This window comes from Parafrankia sp. BMG5.11 (genome assembly GCF_004337455.1).
On the sequence record NZ_SJXI01000020.1, the window covers coordinates 15225 to 34844 of the forward strand.

Annotated in this window: 11 protein-coding genes; 5 read left to right on the forward strand and 6 right to left on the reverse strand. The window is 72.4% G+C overall.

Annotated elements, in window-relative coordinates; all coding sequences use genetic code 11:
* Window positions 1–846: 846 nt before the first annotated feature.
* A complete protein-coding gene (gene guaA / locus E0504_RS15945; protein WP_071066107.1) occupies window positions 847–2451 on the reverse strand; it encodes a glutamine-hydrolyzing GMP synthase in 1605 nt (534 codons plus the stop codon).
* 463 nt (window positions 2452–2914) lie between these two features.
* Between guaA and E0504_RS15950 the strand changes: the two genes are divergently transcribed.
* Genes E0504_RS15950 through E0504_RS15965 form a run of 4 tightly spaced genes read left to right on the forward strand, consistent with a single transcriptional unit; the run spans window position 2915 to window position 8171 of the window.
* Complete coding sequence (locus E0504_RS15950) at window positions 2915–6790, forward strand: nitrate- and nitrite sensing domain-containing protein (protein WP_165938531.1); 3876 nt, start codon at window positions 2915–2917, stop codon at window positions 6788–6790.
* The gene (locus E0504_RS15955) at window positions 6787–7209 is read left to right on the forward strand and encodes a roadblock/LC7 domain-containing protein (protein WP_020463433.1); all 423 of its coding nucleotides are present in this window, start codon (window positions 6787–6789) and stop codon (window positions 7207–7209) included. The genes E0504_RS15950 and E0504_RS15955 overlap by 4 nt, the downstream gene beginning before the upstream one ends.
* Window positions 7210–7234: 25 nt before the next feature.
* The gene (locus E0504_RS15960; protein ID WP_006541596.1) at window positions 7235–7594 is read left to right on the forward strand and encodes a DUF742 domain-containing protein; all 360 of its coding nucleotides are present in this window, start codon (window positions 7235–7237) and stop codon (window positions 7592–7594) included.
* Complete coding sequence (locus E0504_RS15965; RefSeq protein ID WP_020463435.1) at window positions 7575–8171, forward strand: ATP/GTP-binding protein; 597 nt, start codon at window positions 7575–7577, stop codon at window positions 8169–8171. The genes E0504_RS15960 and E0504_RS15965 overlap by 20 nt, the downstream gene beginning before the upstream one ends.
* 189 nt (window positions 8172–8360) lie before the next feature.
* Here E0504_RS15965 and E0504_RS15970 read toward each other — a convergent pair whose 3' ends face one another.
* The 5 genes from E0504_RS15970 to guaB form a co-directional block, all read right to left on the reverse strand.
* The gene (locus E0504_RS15970; protein ID WP_235014023.1) at window positions 8361–9659 is read right to left on the reverse strand and encodes an ABC transporter substrate-binding protein; all 1299 of its coding nucleotides are present in this window, start codon (window positions 9657–9659) and stop codon (window positions 8361–8363) included.
* 428 nt (window positions 9660–10087) lie between these two features.
* On the reverse strand, window positions 10088–13216 hold the full coding sequence (locus E0504_RS15975) for a hypothetical protein (protein ID WP_131625058.1): 3129 nt from the start codon (window positions 13214–13216) through the stop codon (window positions 10088–10090).
* A gap of 490 nt (window positions 13217–13706) precedes the next feature.
* Complete coding sequence (locus E0504_RS15980) at window positions 13707–15134, reverse strand: hypothetical protein (RefSeq protein ID WP_131625059.1); 1428 nt, start codon at window positions 15132–15134, stop codon at window positions 13707–13709.
* A gap of 118 nt (window positions 15135–15252) precedes the next feature.
* A complete protein-coding gene (locus E0504_RS15985) occupies window positions 15253–16383 on the reverse strand; it encodes a GuaB3 family IMP dehydrogenase-related protein (RefSeq protein ID WP_071066114.1) in 1131 nt (376 codons plus the stop codon).
* 159 nt (window positions 16384–16542) lie between these two features.
* Window positions 16543–18174, reverse strand: a complete 1632-nt coding sequence (gene guaB / locus E0504_RS15990; RefSeq protein ID WP_071066115.1) for an IMP dehydrogenase — start codon at window positions 18172–18174, stop codon at window positions 16543–16545.
* Window positions 18175–18714: 540 nt separating this feature from the next.
* Between guaB and E0504_RS15995 the strand changes: the two genes are divergently transcribed.
* Window positions 18715–19131, forward strand: a complete 417-nt coding sequence (locus E0504_RS15995) for a DUF5319 domain-containing protein (RefSeq protein ID WP_018505081.1) — start codon at window positions 18715–18717, stop codon at window positions 19129–19131.
* Window positions 19132–19620 lie beyond the last annotated feature (489 nt).

Sequence of the window (19620 nt, forward strand, 5' to 3'; positions counted from 1 at the left end):
GCGGAAGGGCTGGGCGCGCGACCCGTTCGAGGACGGTCACGCGCCTACGTAATCACCATGAGGTGCTGCGGCACTCATCCAGCGTGCTCCGCGGCTCGGGCGTAGTCAAACCGGCCCCTCCACCGGGGAACCACCGCAGCGGCAGGTGTGCGGGCGCACCGGCCGCCCGGCTTCCACGGTCCGCGGCGCCGGGGAGATCACCGACGGGCGCGGCGCCGACGACCCGTCAACCGCGCACGGGAACACCCTAAATGCCCCGATTCGGGCAGCATTCGCCGTCTTTTTGCTCCACAAACAAGACGTACGGCCCACAACCCGCCAACAAGAATGTCTCGCAAGAGATCTCGACGGGTACGGAAGTCGCCTGGGAAGTCACCGGCGCGGTGCCGCCGGGAACGGCGACGAATGGCGTCTGGCGAGATGCGGGAGCGCGAAGTCCGGCCAGATGTGGCGACATGTCCGCCCGGAACGGGCGGCGCATCTCGATGCCGCCGGGCCGGTCCACGGGAAGGGCGCCGGCGTGCGCGGACAACCGCCGGCGGGCGCAATACGACCCGCCCCGCGCAGGCACTGGCAACTTTCCGACGGGTGGCTGACGCGATTCCCCAGGAGGCGAATCAGCACCCGACACCATTTGACGGCAATACCCGGACACGAATCACGCAACGCCACCCCGACGGGCGACGGAGAGCCTGGTAGGACGTCCCGGCGGACGCTCCGGCAGGCGGCTGACGCCCTGGCGGACGGCCGACGACGGACGCCGGCCGGGCCGCCCGCCCCGTAGCGCGGACGGCCCGTAGCACGGCACGGCGCCGCGGCCGCGGCGCCAGCCTCACCCGTGGGGGGCTACTCCCACTCGATCGTGCCCGGCGGCTTCGAGGTGATGTCGTAGACGACCCGGTTGACCTGCCCAACCTCGTTGACGACCCGGTTGCTGATGCGTTCCAGCAGGTCGTAGGGCAGCCGAGCCCAGTCGGCGGTCATCGCGTCCTCGCTGGTCACCGCGCGCAGCACCACCGGGAAGCCGTAGGTCCGCTCGTCGCCCTGGACGCCGACCGACCGGACGTCCGCCAGCAGCACGGCGAAGACCTGCCAGATCTCCCGGTCGAGCCCCGCCCGGCGGATCTCGTCCCGGACGACCGCGTCGGCGGCCCGGACGATCTCGAGCCGCTCGGGGGTGACCTCACCGATGATGCGGACGGCCAGCCCCGGGCCCGGGAACGGCTGGCGCCAGACGATGTCCTCGGGCAGGCCGAGCTCCTCGCCGAGCCGGCGGACCTCGTCCTTGAACAGGGTGCGCAGCGGCTCGACCAGGTCGAACTGCAGGTCGTCCGGCAGCCCGCCGACATTGTGATGAGACTTGATCTTGGCGGCGGTGGGCGAGCCGGACTCGATGACGTCCGGGTAGAGAGTGCCCTGGACGAGGAAACCGATGTGCGTTCCCTCCGCCTCCGCGCGGGCGTCGAGCTCACGCGCGGACTCCTCGAAGACGCGGATGAACTCCCGACCGATGATCTTCCGCTTCTGCTCCGGATCCGTCACCCCGGCCAGCGCGGAGGCGAAGCGGTCCGCCGCCTTCACGTGAACGAGGTCGACGCCGGTGGAGGCGACGAAGTCGCGTTCGACCTGTTCCGCCTCGCCCGCCCGCAACAGCCCGTGGTCGACGAACACGCAGGTCAGGGTGTCACCGACGGCTCGCTGCACCAGCGCGGCGGCCACCGCCGAATCGACCCCGCCGGACAGGCCGCAGATCAGCCGGCCGTTGCCGACCTGTGCCCGCACCGCGGTCACGGCCTCCTCGACGATGTTGATCATCGTCCAGGACGGCCGGCAGCCCGCGCCGACCAGCAGGAAGTGCCGCAGGACGTCCATCCCGCGCTCGCTGTGCACGACCTCGGGGTGGAACTGCACGCCGTAGAGCCTGCGGGTGGGGTCCTCGAACGCCGCGACCGGGGTGGACGGCGTCGACGCGGTCACCCGGAAACCGGGGGGCGCGGCGGTCACCGAGTCGCCGTGCGACATCCAGACCTGCTGGCTGGTGGGGAGGCCGTCGAAGAGCACCCCGGGGTCGGCCACCCGCAGCCGGGTGGCTCCGTACTCGGCGGTGCCGGTGCGGGCGACCGTGCCGTCCAGCGCCTGCGCCATCACCTGGTGGCCGTAGCAGATGCCCAGGACGGGCACCCCGGCGGCGAACAGCGCGGGGTCGACCCGGGGGGCACCCGGGGAGTAGACGGACTTCGGCCCGCCAGAGAGGATGAGCGCGGCCGGGCGCCGGGCCAGGATCTCGGCTACCGGCATATCCCACGGGACGATCTCCGAGTACACATGGCACTCGCGAACGCGCCGAGCGATCAACTGGGCGTACTGGGCGCCGAAGTCGATCACGAGAACCGGATCGTAACCGGGATGTGCGCCGGTGGAGCCATAGCTGGCGCGAGGTGACTCGTTCACCCATCAAGCCTACGGAGGACGGTGGACCCGAGCGTCAGGCGGCATGGCCGTGCACTCGCCCCCCCATTGGGGCCGCCTTCGGCCATCGCGGCGAACCGCTGACGAACGACCGCCGAACCGACGAACCGTTCGATCGGACGAACCGTTCGATCGATCGAACGGGCCACCGAACGCGATGAACCCCCAGATGCCATCGTTAAGGCTCCTTGAACGTCACTGATGACGATGGACAGACCGACCGACAGTGCTCACCGAGGAGGTCATCCGTGACTAACTCGGCGCAAACCGCCCACAACTGGCCTCAGCCCGACAACGGGCGTACGGTGGGCGCCTTTCGGGTGCTCAGTACGTACCGCTAAGGTGCGTTGTGAGGGACATCCGGGCCCGATACCGAGCCATCCTGGTACGACCCTGTTCCGGGAGGCTGGCGGAGAGGTTGCGAAGGTACGTGCGCAGACAACCGATGGCCAGCAGCACGGGCATGGCCGCAGACCGGCCGCCGATGACGGCGGCTGGTTCGTCCGTGGAAGACGAGGGCCACCACGACGACCGGCCCCCGACGCCGCCCCGGCCCGAGCGGTCCGGTGGTCGGAGTCTTCGTCATGCGGTGACCGACCCCACCAACTGGCGGGTGCGCACCAAGCTGATCGCCATTCTCGCCGTGCCGATCGTGGCCATCCTGGTCAACTCGTCGATCCAGGCGGCATCGGTGCTGACCAGCACCCGTGACGTGAACCGGGTACGGGATCTGATCGAGATCAGCAGGTCGGCGTCCACGCTGGTCTACTCCCTGCAGCAGGAGCGCACGTTCACCACGGGCCTCGTGGCCCGCACCGGGTCGCTGCCCGCGGTCGAGTCCCGGCGGGCGGCGGTGAACGACGCCTACACCGCCTACCAGAACGTCACCAAGGGGCGCGCGGAGTCGTTCGGCCCCGAGGTCCGGGAGGCTCTGGAGGCGGCCGACAACCGGCTGAGCCGCCTGGACTCGCTGCGCCAGGCCTCCGTGCGGATGGTGGACCCGAGCTCGGTGCGGGCGGTCTACAAACCCCTCATCGACTCGTTGATCGATCTCGTCGTCCGGATCCCTCAGGGCAACGACGACCAGCAACTCCTCACGAGCGTCACCGCCACGGACCATCTCGTCCGGGCGAACGAGGAACTCGCCGTGGAGCAGGCACTGGTACACGGAGTGGCGATCAGTGGGCGTCCATTCACCACCGAGGACTACCGAGAGTTCCTGAGCACCTACTCACAGCGCGTGGAACTGCTCCGAGCGTTCGAGGAAGACGCGACTCCCGCCGAGCTCACCATTTACCGGGACAAGCTGAACTCCGACGAGAACAACGACATCGAGAACACCGCTCTGTACACGGAGCAGGTCCTCAACGCTCCCGTCGGGCAGCCCCTGGAGGTCATCGACTCCGAGAAGTGGCTGCGTGCCACCAAGGAGACGATCGACCTCGGCACCGAGGTCACCGGCAGCCTGCTGGGTATCACCGACGACCGGGTCGGCGAGCTGCGCGGCCAGATCCAGCGCGGCGCGCTCCTGTCCGGTCTGCTGATCGTCGTCATCCTCGCCAGCGCCCTGCTCGCCGCCGTGGTCGTCGCCCGCTCGCTGGTCCGGCCACTGCTCGCGCTGCGGACCGCGGCCCTCGACGTCGCCGGCCGGCGACTGCCCGAGGCGGTCCGCCGGCTGCGAGATTCCAGCGATCAGGACATCTCGGACGACGTCGAACCGATCGGTATCGACTCCGACGAGGAGATCGGCGAAGTCGCGCGGGCCTTCGACGCGGTCCACCGCGAGGCGGTCCGGCTCGCGTCCGAGCAGGCCGTCCTGCGGAACAACGTCAACGCGATGTTCGTGAACCTCTCCCGCCGAAGCCAGGGCCTCGTCGAACGGCAGCTCCGCCTGATCGACGACCTGGAGAACCGCGAGCAGGACCCGGACCAGCTGGCGAACCTGTTCAAGCTCGACCACCTCGCCACCCGTATGCGGCGGAACAACGAGTCCCTGCTGGTCCTCGCCGGCACCGACACCGCCCGCCGCTGGACGCACCCCGTCCCGGTCAACGAGGTCGTCCTGGCCGCGATCTCCGAGGTCGAGCAGTACACCCGGGTCAAGCAGACCGGGGCGGCCTCGGTGTCCATCGCCGGCAGCGGTGTCAGCGACGTCGTCCACCTGATCGCCGAGCTGCTCGAGAACGCCACCTCCTACTCGCCACCGGTCACCGATGTCATGGTGTCCAGCCACTCGCTGGGCCCGGGTGCCGGCGCGATGATCGAGATCGAGGACCAGGGCATCGGCATGCCGGCCAAGGAGCTCGAGCGGGTCAACGACCGGCTCGCGAACCCGCCGATCGTCGACGTCTCCGTCTCCCGGACCATGGGTCTGTTCGCCGTCGGTCGCCTGGCCGGCCGGCACGGGATCCGCGTCCAGCTCCGCGAGTCGGCGTCCGGCGGTATCACCGCGGTCGTCCGGCTGCCCGCGAAGCTGGTCACGGGCGACGGCGGCGCGATCCCCAGCGCCCCCCGCCCGGCCGCGGCGATCGGGCCGGGCAGTGGAGGGCCGGGCAGCGGAGGGCCGGGCGGCCAGCCCGGTGGCCGGGAGGCCGTCGCCCGCGGCGGCTCCAGCGGGCTCGCCCTGCCCCGCGGCAGCGACCGCAACGGCGCAGGGAGTGGCCTGCCGACCACCAACTTCAGTCCCACGGTCGACCCGGCCGCGTCCGCCGCCGCCGGCGGATCCTCGCTGGCGCCGGGCAGCAACGGCACCGGGACGGGTCCCGGGTTCGGGCAGGGCTTCGGCCAGGGTCCCGGACAGGGCTCCGGGTTCGGCCAGGGTCAGGGCCTCGGGCAGGCCTTCGGGCAGAGGCAGGGCTTCGGGCAGGGTCAGGGCTTCGGGCAGGGTCAGGGCTTCGGGCAGGGACCATCCTCCGGAGGCTCCCCCGACAGCGGCCCCGTGTCCCTGTTCGGTGGAGGCGGGGGCCAGGCGGACGGGCCCGCCCGCAACGGGCACCACCCCGGCGACGGCCCCGACGAGCGCATGCTCAACGGGTCGGGGCAGTCCCGGCGCGAGGAGAGCGGCCCGTTCCCGACCCAGGGCCAGACCGGTCCCGAGGACTCCGCCGAGTTCGCGCTCGAGGCGTTCGACTCGGGCCCGCTGCCCCAGCGCCTGGACGGCCAGAACGACGTCGACCCGCACACCGGGGAGCACCCGTACACCTACCCGATGGCGATCGGCCGCGGCGGCGAGGGCGACGAGCCCGACCCGGAGCGCGCCGACACCGGCGGGTACCTCCTGCCCGACACCCAGGCGGAGCAGGACGAGTACTCGGCGCAGGTCGGCCCGCCGACCGGCCCGACCTCGATGTACGCCGAGCCGGAGACGGACGCGCTCTCCCGGCCGGGCGGGGTGTTCAACCGGGCGCCCACCCGGCCCAGTCCCGACCAGACCGGGCCCTTCCCGCGGACCGGCCCCAACCTGGCCGCCGCGTTCCGCACGCCCAGGGAGACGGGCCCCCTCGAGCGGCCCGTCCAGCCTCAGGCCGAGGACACCGGCGAGCTGGCCGCCGCCGAGCAGGGCGAGGACGTCGACACCACGCCGATCTTCGACTCCGTCTCGGCGTGGTTCCAGCGCAGGTCGCCGGCGCCCTCGAACGGCTCGGCGAACGGGCAGGGTGAGCGGCGTGGGCAGCGACCCACCCGCGGCCCGGTACGGGCCCAGGGCGCCGGGCAGCAGCCGCCGGCGACCCGGCAGGCTCCGCCCGCGCAGCAGCCCATCCACCAGGTCACGCCACTGCCCCAGCGGCCCCAGCCGTCGGCGCCGGTGCACCGCACCACGCAGCCTCCCGCGATACCGCGTACGCCGGCCCGGGGGGAACCGGTCGTCGAGTCCCCCGCGCGGGGGATCCGCCGTCCCGGTCTCGGCGCTCCGATTCCCGGGGCACAGATCCCAGGGGCACCGGTTCCGGCCGGCGCGGCGCAGGCACCGCGGCAGGCTCCGCAAACAGGACCGCAGCCTGTGGTCGCCGGAGGGCAGTCGCCGGAGGGCTCCTGGTCGTCCGCCGGCGATGCCGGCTGGAAGGCCGCGGAGCAGCTCCGGCAGCCCAGCGCCGGCGGCACCACACGGTCCGGACTTCCGGTTCGAGTTCCCATGACCCATCTCGTGCCCGGCAGCGCCGAACCAGCGGCTAGCCGGCGTCCCCCAGTAGAGCCGACGACACGCTCCCCAGAGGTTGTCGGTGGTCGGCTCGCCAGCTTCTACCAGGGCGTGCGGCAGGGACGTGATGTCGGAACGGACACCACGAGGAACCCCCGACGTGACGCGCAGGAGGAACGGTGACACCCGTGAGTTCCGAAGCCCAGAACCTCAACTGGTTGATCAATAACTTTGTCGACCGGGTTCCGGGCGTCGCCCACACCGTGGTGGTCTCCGCCGACGGACTGCTGCTGGCGGTCTCGGACGGATTCCCCCGCGACCGCGCCGACCAGCTCGCCGCGGTGGCCTCCGGGCTGGTGAGCCTCACCGGCGGAGCCGCCCGGGTCTTCGAGGCCGGCGCCGTCACCCAGACCGTCGTGGAGATGGAGCTCGGATTCCTTTTCATCATGGCCATCAGCGACGGGGCCAGCATGGCGGTACTCGCCGCACCGTCCTGCGACATCGGACTGGTCGGTTACGAGATGGCACTGCTCGTCACCCGTGCCAAGGACGTCCTCACACCGGCTCTGCGAGCCGAGCTGCAGGGAACGCTTCCGCGGTGAACATGGGTAGGTCCAGGGAGTCAGGGTGAGCATCGATCCCGAGAACGCGCCCGGACCGGTCGTCCGCCCCTATGCGATGACCGGCGGGCGGACTCGGTCACGTTACGAGCTCGCCATCGAGGCACTCGTTTTCACGACACCGCTCGGCGAGGAGCGGGCGCTAAGCCTCAACCTGGAGCAGCAGACCATCGCCGCCATGTGCCGGCAGGTGCGATCCATCGCCGAGATCGCCGCCGGTCTGAGGGTGCCTCTCGGAGTCGCCCGCGTCCTGGTAGGCGACATGGCGGACGAAGGCTTCGTCCGCGTCCACCAGCAGCCGGACCGCGATGAGGCACCGGATCTCGCGTTGCTCGAAAGGGTTCTCAGTGGCCTTCGAAAGCTCTGACCACAGACGGGTCAACTCCGCCGTCGCCACGACCTCGGTGAAGATCGTGGTGGCGGGCGGATTCGGCGCCGGCAAGACGACGTTCGTGGGCTCCGTGTCCGAGATCGTCCCGCTGCGCACCGAGGCCGTCATGACCGAGGCCGGCGCGCACGTCGACGACCTCACCCACCTCGTGGACAAGACCACCACGACGGTCGCCATGGACTTCGGCCGCGTCTCGCTGGACGAGGACCTGATCCTGTACCTGTTCGGCACGCCCGGGCAGTACCGGTTCTGGTTCATGTGGGACGACATCGTGCGCGGTGCCATCGGCGCGATCGTACTGGCGGACACCCGACGGCTGGCGGACTGCTTCGCGGCGGTCGACTACTTCGAGCAGCGTCAGCTGCCGTTCGTCGTCGGCGTGAACTGCTTCGACGGGATCCTGCGCCACTCGATCGAGGATGTCCGCGAGGCCCTGCAGATCAACCAGGCCGTCCCGATCATCACCTGCGACGCCCGTAACCGCGACTCCACGAAGAGCGCGCTGATCGCCGTCGTCGAGCACACGATGTCCCGCGCGGCGGCGCGGACCTGAGGCATCGCCGTTCCGGGATCTCCCGGTCGGAAAGGCGTGGGGGGTGCTCCGAAACCGGAGCACCCCCCACGCCTTTGGCTTTTCCGGACTGTCCCGCGCCGCTACCGGCTCCGGATACCTCCGCTTCCGCCACCGGGGGCCGGGGCCGCCGTTCCCGGCCCCGGCCCCGGCCCTGTTTCGTACCTCGGATCAGCGGTTCTGCACCGTCTGCAGGTCCTCGACCGGCCCGTCGGGCGCGATGTTGCTGCCGTTGTTGGCGACGACGCGCAGGTTGAAGGTGTTGTTCTGCTGACGCCACTGGCCGCCCACCAGCGGGATGCTCCCCACGTTCTTGGGGACGTTCTGGGCCCCACCGAAGGTGACGGTGCCCACGATCGTGTTCGCCTTCACCCGGGCGATGGCGTCGGCGATGCCGCGCGCGTTGTCGATGGAGTCGACGTTCACCAGCGCCTGGGCCAGCACCTCGTACAGCGCGTGGGTGAAGCCCAGGGACGGGGCCCAGGGCCGTCCTGTCTGGTCGACGTACTCGCTGGCCAGCTCCTCCGCGGTGCGGTTCGTGAGGTAGCTGCGGAACTGGTGCTTCGGCGACCAGCTGACCTCGGTGGTGAAACCGTTCGCGGTCGCACCGAGGTTCTCCACGTCCCGCTCGAAGGCCAGCGCCTTCGACATGGTGACGGCCTTCGGGAGGTAGTTCCGGTCGTTCAGCGTCCGCCAGAACACGGCGAAGTCGTCCGGATTGGGTACACCCGCGACGATCTCCACGTCGTTATCGATGATCTTCTGGACCTGTGCACTGAAGTCACGTTCACCGACCGAATAGGGCGGGACGTCGGAAAGTATCTGGAAGCCGGCCTGGGCCAGCGCGGGCAGGCCGAACACGCCGTTGGAGAAGGTGACGCCGTCCTGGTCATTGGGAAGCAGCAGGGCGACCACGCGGGGTACGTCCAGCTGCCCCCACATGGTCGTGTAGGCGCCCCGCAGGTCGCCCATGCCCCAGTAGAAGTGGTAGGTCCAGGAGAACGGCGCCTGGGCGTTGCCGCCGCGCCCGTAGAACCACGACTCCCACGGAGCCTCGGTGGAGATACACGGGACGCCGTTGGCCTCGCACGCGTCGGACACCGGGTTGGCGTTGTCCGAGGTGCCGCCGACCAGGACGACATCCACCTGGTCGGTGAAGATGAGGTCGGTCGCGGCGGCCGCGGCCCGGTTGCGGTCGGACTGGCCGTCCCGAACGAAGATCTCCACCGGCAGGGTGCTCCGGCCGACCCGGATGCCATCCTTGAAGATCGTGCGCATTGTCTCGACGACATGCGCGTCGACCTCGGAATAGAGCCGCAGCGAGCCCGTGCGCGGGCTGACCATGCCGATGCGCACCGAGCGTGCGCCGGAACCACCGGAGCCACCGCCCCCGCAGGCCGCCAGCAGGCTCGTGGCGGGCGCCGCGACGGCGGCCATCCCGGCGGCCTTCAGCAGGCCGCGGCGATCCACCAGGCGCCACCCCTCCGGCCGCGTCTCCACCCGCGGGCCCAGGGGGCCCCGCGCTACCGGGGAGCTCGCCGCGGCCACGGAATCCGATGCCTCCGGAGAGCTCTGCGCCGCCGTTACCGGGTCGGGCCGAACCGGATGAAGGAGGCCGCGGCCTCCGTGGTTCGAGACCTCGTGGGCGGCCTGCCGCCGCCTGGTACCCGCAACACGGTCAGACCAGAACATGACACCCGATCCTGCCGCATGGCCAATAAAACCATCTCACCGGGTCCACCAACACCGCGCCCCGCGGAAGCGAGCCGGATCTTCTCCGACACCATTTGCCGGAATTCTAGCGATACATGCTCACGGAGCGCAGTGAACCAGATCCGTCGCGCTGACAGCGCTCATGCGCAACCGCCGCTGTCCCGCGGGGGATTACGCGAAGTGGTTCAGTTCACGAAGCAACTCCGGGCGGACACGTTCGGCATGGCGTCGAGCAGCAGCGTGCCACTCGCAATACCACTGTTTTCCTTGGCGGTGGTAAGGCTCTTGCCGGTGACTCCTTGCAGCGGACCGCTGGTGAACTGGACCTCGGCGATCACCGCCGCCGCGGCGTCGCCTTGCTTCGGCGTGATGGTGTAGACGCCCTGACCGTCGTTCCAGCGATACGTCAGGCCCGTCGGATCGACGACGAGCTTGTCGGGAAGAAGGTCACCGGTGCGGGTGTCCCCCCCCTCCACCACCATAATTCGGCAGCGCCAGGTGCCGTTGACCAGCGCCTTGCCCGCGAGAGCCTCCGGATTGGTCGGCGTCGGCGGCTCGGACTGCGTGACCGTGGGCTCGGTCGGGGGCTTGTCGCCGCCGTCCCCCGTCAGCAGGGTGTAGGCGCCGACCACGAACAGGGAGACCACCAGCGCGATGGCCAGCGGGCCGATCCAGCCCTCCTTGAGCCAGGCCAGCCGGTCCGGGGTGGACGGCTGGTCGTCCGCCTCGTCGTCCACCTCGGCCGGCTCGAGCACCCCGACCGCGCGGGTCGACGGGCGGTCGTCCCCGGCACCCCGGCCACGCCCGCCGCGGCCACCGGCGCCGCCGCCGTTACCACGGGCTCCGCCCCCGCCGCCTGACCCGGCCAGGCCAGCGCCACGCGCCGCCGACCGGCGGTTCTCCGGGTGCAGGTCCTCGACGTCCGTGCCTCCCCGGCCCGGCCGGTCCGCGCGGGACCGGCTCGACCGGCTCGACCGGCCAGTCGAGCCGGTGTCCTCGGGGGCGTCGGCGGGCCGTGGCGTGGTGCGCCGCGCCGGCGGCGCGGAGACGGCCTGGAGGCTGTTCGTGTCCGTGGTCGGGTTCGGGGTGCGCCTGCGGTCCGCGGGCACCCCACGGGCACCCGTCCGGCGAGCCCCCCGGGACGGCTGCCAGCCGGAGTCGTCTCCCCGGTCGGCCGCGCCGGCGGCACCCGCCCGGCCCCGGCGGGTGACCAGGGAGGTCATCTCCGCCGCGCTCTCAGGACGTCTGGGCCGACCCGGCGCGGCACCCGCCGCGGCCGGTCCGGGCAGCGCGCGCGGGCCGGTCGCGGTGCGCGGGCCCGTCCCGGCACCGGGCGCCGGTGGCGGCGTGCCTGGAACCGGTGCCTGGTCGGCGCCCGGGGCGCCCGGCGCCGCCGAACGGCCCGGGGGCAGCGCCGGCAGGGCCCCCGACCCGCGGAACGGCGAGCGCGTGGTGGTCATGGTGTCCTCGACAGCCGCGCGGGGCGACGGAGAACGCCACGGCCCGGACGGCGCCGTCCCCGGGGCGAGCGGCTCCGCGCGCGCGGCCCCGGCAGGGCCGGTTCGGCCGCCCGGCTCAGCTCGGCCCAGCTCGGGTCGACCCAGCTCCGGCTGGCCCAGTTCCGGACGGCCCAGTTCCGGACGGCCCAGTTCCGGACGGCCACCGGGGCGTCCGGGCTCGGGACGTCCCGGCGGCAGAGCGGCGACCGGCAGCGGACCGGAGAGCGGATCGTTCGCCAGCGGCGGGAGGCCGGCGCCGCGAGGGCGATCGGGCGGAAAGGCCGCGGGATCATCCCGGTGCGGCGACCGCCACGGGCCGGACGCGTCGCCGTTCGGGGAACCGGGCCGGTCCGCTGCGTGCCGACCGCTGTTCAGACGCCCGTCGATCGGAAGCGCCCCGCTCAGGGACCCGGACCAGGAGCCGGGCGGCAGCGCGGCCGCGCCCGGGGTCGCGCCACCACCGGGTGCCGACATACCGCCAAGAGCACCAGGCCCACCAGGAGAACTTGGCCCGCCGGGAGAACCAGCGCCGCCGAGAGGTGCTGGGCCGCTGCCGGGGTCACCGACGCGGTAGCCGCCGGTGGTCGGGCCGCTCGCCCCGTAGCCGTCCGGGGCGCGTGCCGCGCCGTGGTCGCCACGGGACTGGTCCGGACGGACCTCGTAGCCACTGTGCCCATGGGAGTCGTAGCCGTTGCGCCGCTGGTCGTCCCGGCCGCGGTCGGTGGACGGCGTGCCTGCCCGGGGAGGCAGCGACAGGTCGGGGCGTGGCCCGGAGCCCGTGCTGTGGCCGTTCCACGGGTCGACCGGCCGCGGAGCCGGCCGCTCGGGCTCGCCGGGCCGGCTCGGGTAGGCGGCGCCGGGGCGCGCGAACCCGCCGGTCTGGTCCGGGCGCGGCAGACCGGAGCCACCCGGATGGCCGGCGCCCGACTGCGGCGGCGGGGGCGTGCTCTGCGGACGCGCCGGGTCATAACCCTGGTAGGCGCTGGGCCCGGGAGCACCCCCGGATCTCGCGGCGGGCGGCTGCGTCCGGCTCGTCGGTGGCAGTGGGAAGCTGCCGGTCACCGGGTTGATGCCGGGCGCGCCCGCGCCCGGGCTCGCGGGGCCCCAGCCGGGCGCCGAGCCGGTATCCGGGCCGCCGATGCGGACCGAACCGGTGTCCGGGCCCCCGGCGCGGCCCGGCGGGGCGGACCCGCGTTCGGTCGGGAACCTCGGCGGCGGTGTCGGCTCCACGTAGGAGCGCGGGGACGCGGGCGGGGCCGACTCGTACCCCGTCGGGACCCGGAAGCCGCCCGTCACCGACGGGCCCGCCGGCGGTAGGCCCACCTGCGGCGCCGAGGCGGGCGGGACGGGCGTGTGTGGTGCCGCGGGGTGCGGCGCCGGCGTGTGCGGCCCTGGGGAGTAGGGCCCTGAGGAGTGCGGTGCCGGGGAGTGCGGCGCGGGCTGGACGTCGGGTGCGGCGCGGCCCAGGTCGGACGGCGGCCCCCCGATGACCGGGGCGGGCCCGTTCCAGGTCGAGCTGACGTCGAACGGATCGTCGCCAACCGACGGCCCGCCGCCCACGGTCGGACCGCCGACGGCCGGGCCGCCCAGCACTGGGCCGTCCACCAGCGGACCACCCACGACGCCACGGGCCGGACCACTGCCGGCGCTCACGTCCAGGTCGGAGGCCGGCCACGGGGTGACGTCCCAGCCGCCGTCGGCCGCGGGGGCCGGGCGGGAGACCGCGGTGTCGTCGGGTTCGCCGACCCGTTCGACCGCGAAGAAGTCGTCGTCACGACGACCGCCAGTGGGTCGGTCGGTGCCGTCCACGGTCACGGAGCGATCACCCACCTGCCGCCGAGGTAGCCGGATGCCCACGTCCCGGCACCGAACCCACGTCGCGCTGCCGCCGGGACGTCGACCATGCTCATCGACCACACTCGCCGGTGAGCATCGCCCGCCTCTCTGATCAGCGTCCCAAGGCGGTCAGCCGTCTGAATGTACCGGCCATGAACGTACTGGCCGAATTCACGCTGGCCGCTTCCTGTCGCGCCGTTAAAAGTCGACGCCACCCGAACACGAGACCGCTCACCGGGACCGGACCCGCCGCTGCGGACACACCACGCGCCGGCCGGCGGGTGACCGACCGATCCGGGCACCCCGCACGAAACCCGTGCGCGACGCACACGCTCCGGACGAGTCCGATCTGGATGCGCCCGTCTCCCCGTTCGCAACGGCAGCCTCGCCGTTGCCGTTGCCCTGGCCCTTGCGGGCGGAAAGCACGAATCGGTCGCAAACGGGATCATCCCACTGTACACGGGGGCTCTCACCGGAGATTGCGGCAGGCCGCGTAAATCTCGCGCACGATGCGCTGGGAGTTGTCGGACTCGACGTCGCTGTTGAAGGCCAGATACTGCTCCTGGGTGTAGTCAGCCTCGAGTTTCTCCAGCGTGCAGGTGCAGTAGCGCTCGTTGCCGTCGCTCACGCCGAGGCAGGCGTCGATGTAGTCCTTCCGGACGGCCGCGTCGTACCTGCCCACCCCGGCGGACGACGCGGAGGCGGCCGAACCGCTGTCGTCGCCCCTGCCGAGAACGAGGAACCCGGCCACGCCGAGCGCGACCACCAGAGCGAACGCCGTGGCCACCGCGAGCACGGTCGGCCGGCGCAGCATCGCGGCGATCCCGCGGGCGGGGTCCTCGGCCGCCGGGTAGCCGTCGGGCCTGCCGCCGTTGTCGGACGTCCCGCCCGGGCCCGCCACGCCCCAGCGCGCCCGGGGATCCAGTGCGGACGCCCGCAGCCCGCTGACGAACCGCCGCGCTCCCCCGCCCTCGGGGCCGTGGCCGTCGCCCGGCCTGGCACCGCGGCCCCGGAGGCCCGCCTCATCCTCGTCATCGTCACCGGCCCAGCGGTCCGGGTCGGCGTCGTCCAGGTGCGGGCCGTCCAGGTCGGTGTCATCGAGATCGGCGTCGTCAAGATCGGCGTTGTCGAGATCGGTGTCGGCCACGTCGAGCTGCCCGGCCGGCCGGGGCCGCCGCGGCCGCGTCATCCGGCGAGGGATGCCCGTCGTGTTCTCCGCAGGATCGCTCGGCGCCACGGCGGAGTCCGCCCGGCTCCCGGACGCGCCCGTGGCTGTCCGGGCGGTTGGCATCGGCCCCGTCGGAATCGGCCCGGTGGCCATCGGCCCGGTGGCCATCGGCCCCGTGGGCATCGGCCCGGTCTGAAGCTGCCCAGCTGGAAACGGGCCGGTCGAAAACGGGCCGGTCGTTGTGGGCCGGCCCGATTCCCGCGCGGCCGGCGTCTGGCCCGCCCGCACCGGGCCCGTCCATGCCGGATCTGACCGCGCCGGGTCTGACCTTCCCGGGTCTGACCGTGCCGGGTCCGGGTAGCCGGAGCCAGGGCGGCCGCCGTAGGAGGAGTCTGTGTCGGCCGGCCCCGCGTACGCCTGCCCGGTGTAGATCGGCCCGGTCGCCCCGGTGCCGGCGGAGCCGCCGGAGCTCGGGGCCAGCGGACCCGTGTGCGGCGGTGTCCAACCCGCCTGGCCGGAGCTGGTCTGGCCGGAGCCCGCCTGCCCCGGGCCCGCCTGGCCCGAACCGGTGTGGCCCGGACCGGTCTGACCCGAGGCCGTCCGGCTCGAGCCGGTCGCGGGCATGGCGGACGGCGACGTGGCATTCGCCAGCCGCCAGGTCTGGGCCGCGTCATCCCAGACATAGGCGCCGTCGTCGCTGACCCAGCGGCCGTTCTCGTCGAGGCGCATCGGTCATCCTTCGATCCGGAGACGGACGGCTCCAAGGGTGCCACGGCGGACTTACACCCAAGGCGTCCGGGTCGGCAGCACGACCGACGCACACCGCTGGCTCTCCGGGCCCGTTCCGCTAGCGCCCGGCAGCGATCATGATCTCCGCCTTCTGGAACTCCTTCAACGTCGCGTAGCCCGTTGTGGCCATCGCCGCCCGCAGGGCCCCGGCGATGTTCGCCACACCGTCCTCGGCCGCGACCTCGCCCCCGGTGAGGATCTCGGCGACGGTACGTGACGTCTCGACCGGCGCCCACCGCCCGCGCGGCAGGTCCGAGTGCAGGATCTCCATCGACCAGACCGAGCCCCGCCCAGGGGCGTCCACCGCCTGCGCGAGCGGCGAATCCACCATCACGGCGTCGGCTCCGCAGGCCACGGCCTTCGCCGCGTCCCCGCCGGTGCGCAGGTCGCCATGCGCGATGACGTGGACGTACCGGCCGCCGGACTCGTCGAGGTACCGCATCCGGGCGCCGGCCGCGTCGGCGATCGCGGTCGCCAGCGGAACACCAATTCCGAGGGTCTCGGCCGTGTCGTCGCCGAGGCCGGCACCGACTCCGACGATCACGCCGGCCGCGCCCGTCCGCATGAGATGCAGTGCCGTGGAGAAGGATGCACAGCCACCGACGATCACCGGGATGTCGAGCTGTCCTATGAACTGTTTGAGATTCAGCGGCTCGGTGCGCCTGGACTGGTGCTCGGCCGACACCGCCGTGCCATGGATGACGAGGAGGTCCACGCCCGCGGCCAGCACGTGCGGGCACAGTGCCCGGACCTTCTGCGGGCGCAGCGCGGCGGCGGTGACCACGCCGGCCTCCCGCATCCGCGCCAGCCGCGCCCCGATGAGCTCGGGCTGCACCGGCGCCGCGTAGAGCTCACGCAGGCGCCGGGTCGCCGCGACCGCACCGGAACGCGCGCCCAGCTCCGCGACCTCGTCGAGCAGCGGCTCGGGGTCCTCGTGCCTGGTCCACAGCCCCTCGAGGTGCAGCACACCGAGCCCACCCTGGCGCCCGACGGCGATCGCGGACTCCGGCGAGGTCACCGCGTCGGCCGGCGCCGCGACGATCGGCAGATCGAAGTGATAGGCGTCGATCTCCCAGGCGAGTGACACGTCGGCTGGGTCCCGGGTGCGCCGCGAGGGAACGATGCCAACGGCGTCAAGGCCGTAGCCCACTCGCACGTTCTTCCCGATACCGATTTCGACGTCTGCCACCGTGTCCCGGCCTCCTGGTCAGCCCGTTTGGTCCCGCCGACCATCCTGCCTGGTACGTCGGCGTCCGGCGGCGGGGATACGGAACGACGAGCGCCGCGCGGCCGCTGGAACGGCTGGCGGCCGGTGGCGGAGAGAGACCTCCCGACCACCGACCACGGCTCACCGGGTGTAGTTCGGCGCCTCGACCGTCATCTGGACGTCGTGCGCGTGGCTCTCGGTCAGGCCGGCCGACGTGATCCGCACCAGCTGGCTGTTCTCCTGGAGATCACGAATGGTCGCGGCACCCGTGTACCCCATCGCGGCCTGCAGGCCGCCGATCAGCTGGTGGGCCATCCCGGCCAGCGAGCCCCGGTAGGGCACCTGGCCCTCGACGCCCTGGGGGACGAGCTTGTCGTCGGAGAGGACGTCGTCCTGGAAGTAGCGGTCCTTGGAGTAGGAGCGGGTGTCGCCGCGGCTGCGCATGGCGCCGAGCGAGCCCATCCCCCGGTAGGACTTGTACTGCTTGCCGTTGATGAAGATGAGCTCTCCGGGGCTCTCGTCGACACCGGCGAGCAGGCTGCCGAGCATCACGGTGTCGGCTCCGACGGCGATCGCCTTGGCGATGTCACCGGAGTACTGCAGCCCGCCGTCGCCGATGACCGGCACGCCGGCGGCCCGCGCCGCCCGCGCCGCCTCGTAGATCGCGGTGACCTGCGGAACGCCCACGCCGGTGACCACCCGGGTCGTGCAGATCGAGCCCGGCCCGACCCCGACCTTGACGGCGTCCGCGCCGGCCGCGATGAGCGCGGCGGCCCCGGCCGCGGTGGCGATGTTGCCACCGATGACGTCGAGCGGACGGCCGTCCACCCCGGCGGGCATGTCGGCCTTGATCCGGGCGATCATGTCGGGGACGGCATGGTGGTGGCCGTGCGCGGTGTCGACGACGAGGAAGTCCACCCCGGCGGCGACGAGGACCTGGGCACGCTTCAGCGCGTCCTCGCCGACGCCGACCGCGGCGCCGACCACGAGGCGGCCGTCCGCGTCCTTGGTCGCCCGCGGGTACTGCTCGCGCTTGGTGAAGTCCTTGACCGTGATCAGCCCGCACAGCCGGTCGTGCCCGTCGACGATGGGCAGCTTCTCGACCTTGTTGTGCCGCAGCAGAGCGAGCGCGTCGTCCGCCGAGACCCCGACCGGTGCCGTGATCAGCGGCATGCGGGTCATCACTTCGTGGACGCGGCGGGTGTAGTCCCGCTCGAAGCGGATGTCGCGGTTGGTCACGATCCCGACGAGGCGGCCGTCCGGCTCGGTCACCGGGACGCCGGAGATGCGGTAACGCGCCATGAGCACGTTCGCCTCTTCGATGGTGGCGTCCGGCCCGCAGGTGATCGGGGAGGTGATCATCCCAGACTCGGACCGCTTCACCATGTCGACCTGCTGTGCCTGGTCGTCGACGGACAGGTTGCGGTGCAGCACGCCGACGCCGCCCTGGCGGGCCATCGCGATCGCCATCCGCGCCTCGGTCACGGTGTCCATCGCGGAGGACACCAGCGGGACCGCCAGCGAGATGTTGCGGGACAGCCGCGTGGTCGTGTCAACGCCCGACGGCGCCACCTCGGACGCCGCCGGCAGCAGCAGGACGTCGTCGAAGGTGAGGCCGAGCATCGCGAGCTTCGGCGGGAGCGCCGGCCCCTCGGCGCCCAGGCTGTCAGCAACGTGCCGAACGGCGCCGGGCCGGCCGGGCGACTGGTCGAGGTCGGGTTCCCCGGTCGCGCGCGTGATCGAGGTCGTCGGGTTGGCGGGGGAACCGTCCATGGCACCTTCCGTTCGCATCGGCCCGGCGCCGGCGGGAGCGTCCCCGCGATGTCCGGGGAGTCCCGCGCCCGGGAACCGGCGCGAGCCGGTCTGCCCGGGCAGGCGGGTGAAGCATGCTGGGCTCCGCGCGGCCCGCCGGTCGGGCGACGGTGATACTCCATCGTAGAGGCCCGGCAACGGCTCCGAACTCCCCGGCGTGACCGAGAGCACCACGCATGCCACAGGACGGGCGCCGGGGCCGGGGGCGCACCCGTCCGTGGGCACCCCGTCCAAACAACGCTCACCAAAGGTGCAAAACGGACCAGCTGCTACCACGAGGGCCGGCGTCGCGGATCCGGAATCACATAAATGGGTCACAGACAACCGGCGCGTGGAGCACGGACCATGCGCGCGACCCGTCACTGCCACACCAGACGAGCTGACCCGGCACGAAGGGAAGCCGTCCAGGCTGGGACAGATTGGGGCATGCTGGAGCGAAAGCCCCGCACGTCAGTGCCGGACTCCGTATCGGGACCACTAAGCTTGGGCCGCGAGCGTAGCGTGTTCCTCGTGAGCAACGAGCCCCTCGACCCCTTCGCGGGCGACCCCGAGGACCCGGCGGCCGAGCTCGCGCAGCTCGACTCCGCCGAGGATCTGGAACTACTCGAACCGCTGTCCCTACGCGAGCGGGAAGAGATCCTCGCCGAGCTGGGCGACCTCGACGTCTTCCGGACCCTGCTCGAACCACGTGGTTACCGGGGTCTCGTCGTCGACTGCGAGGGGTGCGCCGAGCCGCACTACTTCGACTGGGACCTGCTGGCCGGCAACCTACGGCACCTCCTGGACGAGGGCCGTACACGGGTGCACGAGCCTGCCTTCGCCCCGGATCCGGCGTGCTACGTGAGCTGGGAGTACGCCCGCGGCTTCGCCGACGGGGTGTACGAGGCCTCAGCCGCCTCCGAGGCGGACACCCGCTGACCGACCGGCTCTCACCAGCCGTTACAACCCGGCCCGGCCGACACGGGCCGGGCACCCCTGCCCGCCCGCGGCTCCGGCGACCGACGCCGGGGCCGGCGCCGGAGGCGGCCGTTCGCCCCGCCCCGCACAGCCCGCCGCGGCGAGCGTGTGGGGAAACTCGATGTCGGTTCGTGTGACCCGCACCGGCGGCGGGTAGGCGAGGGACTGTCGGCGGGACGCGCACCACCCGTGACCGGCGGTGATCCGCACGCGTCGACACCGGCGGTCGGACGTCCACGGTTCCATCTGGTCGCGCCGTCCCGCCCGCTGTCTGCGCGAGCCTGCGCCGGTAGCGCGGTCCGTCAGCGGTGGACGGCATCCACGGTGTCCCGGCCTCTCGGTGAACCTACCGGGCGGCAGGGACCTCACCGGGGAGGCGGCGCCGGTCGACCGGGTGAAATTCCAAGATCTCCAGTCGATGGCGAGCGGCTACGGTGACCGGGTAGTCGC

Bases quoted from the DNA above. Each gene is read 5' to 3' on its own strand.
- guaB (WP_071066115.1), bottom strand. From the start codon at position 18,174: ATGGACGGTTCCCCCGCCAACCCGACGACCTCGATCACGCGCGCGACC.
- E0504_RS15980 (WP_131625059.1), bottom strand. From the start codon at position 15,134: ATGCGCCTCGACGAGAACGGCCGCTGGGTCAGCGACGACGGCGCCTAT.
- E0504_RS15950 (WP_165938531.1), top strand. From the start codon at position 2,915: ATGGCCAGCAGCACGGGCATGGCCGCAGACCGGCCGCCGATGACGGCG.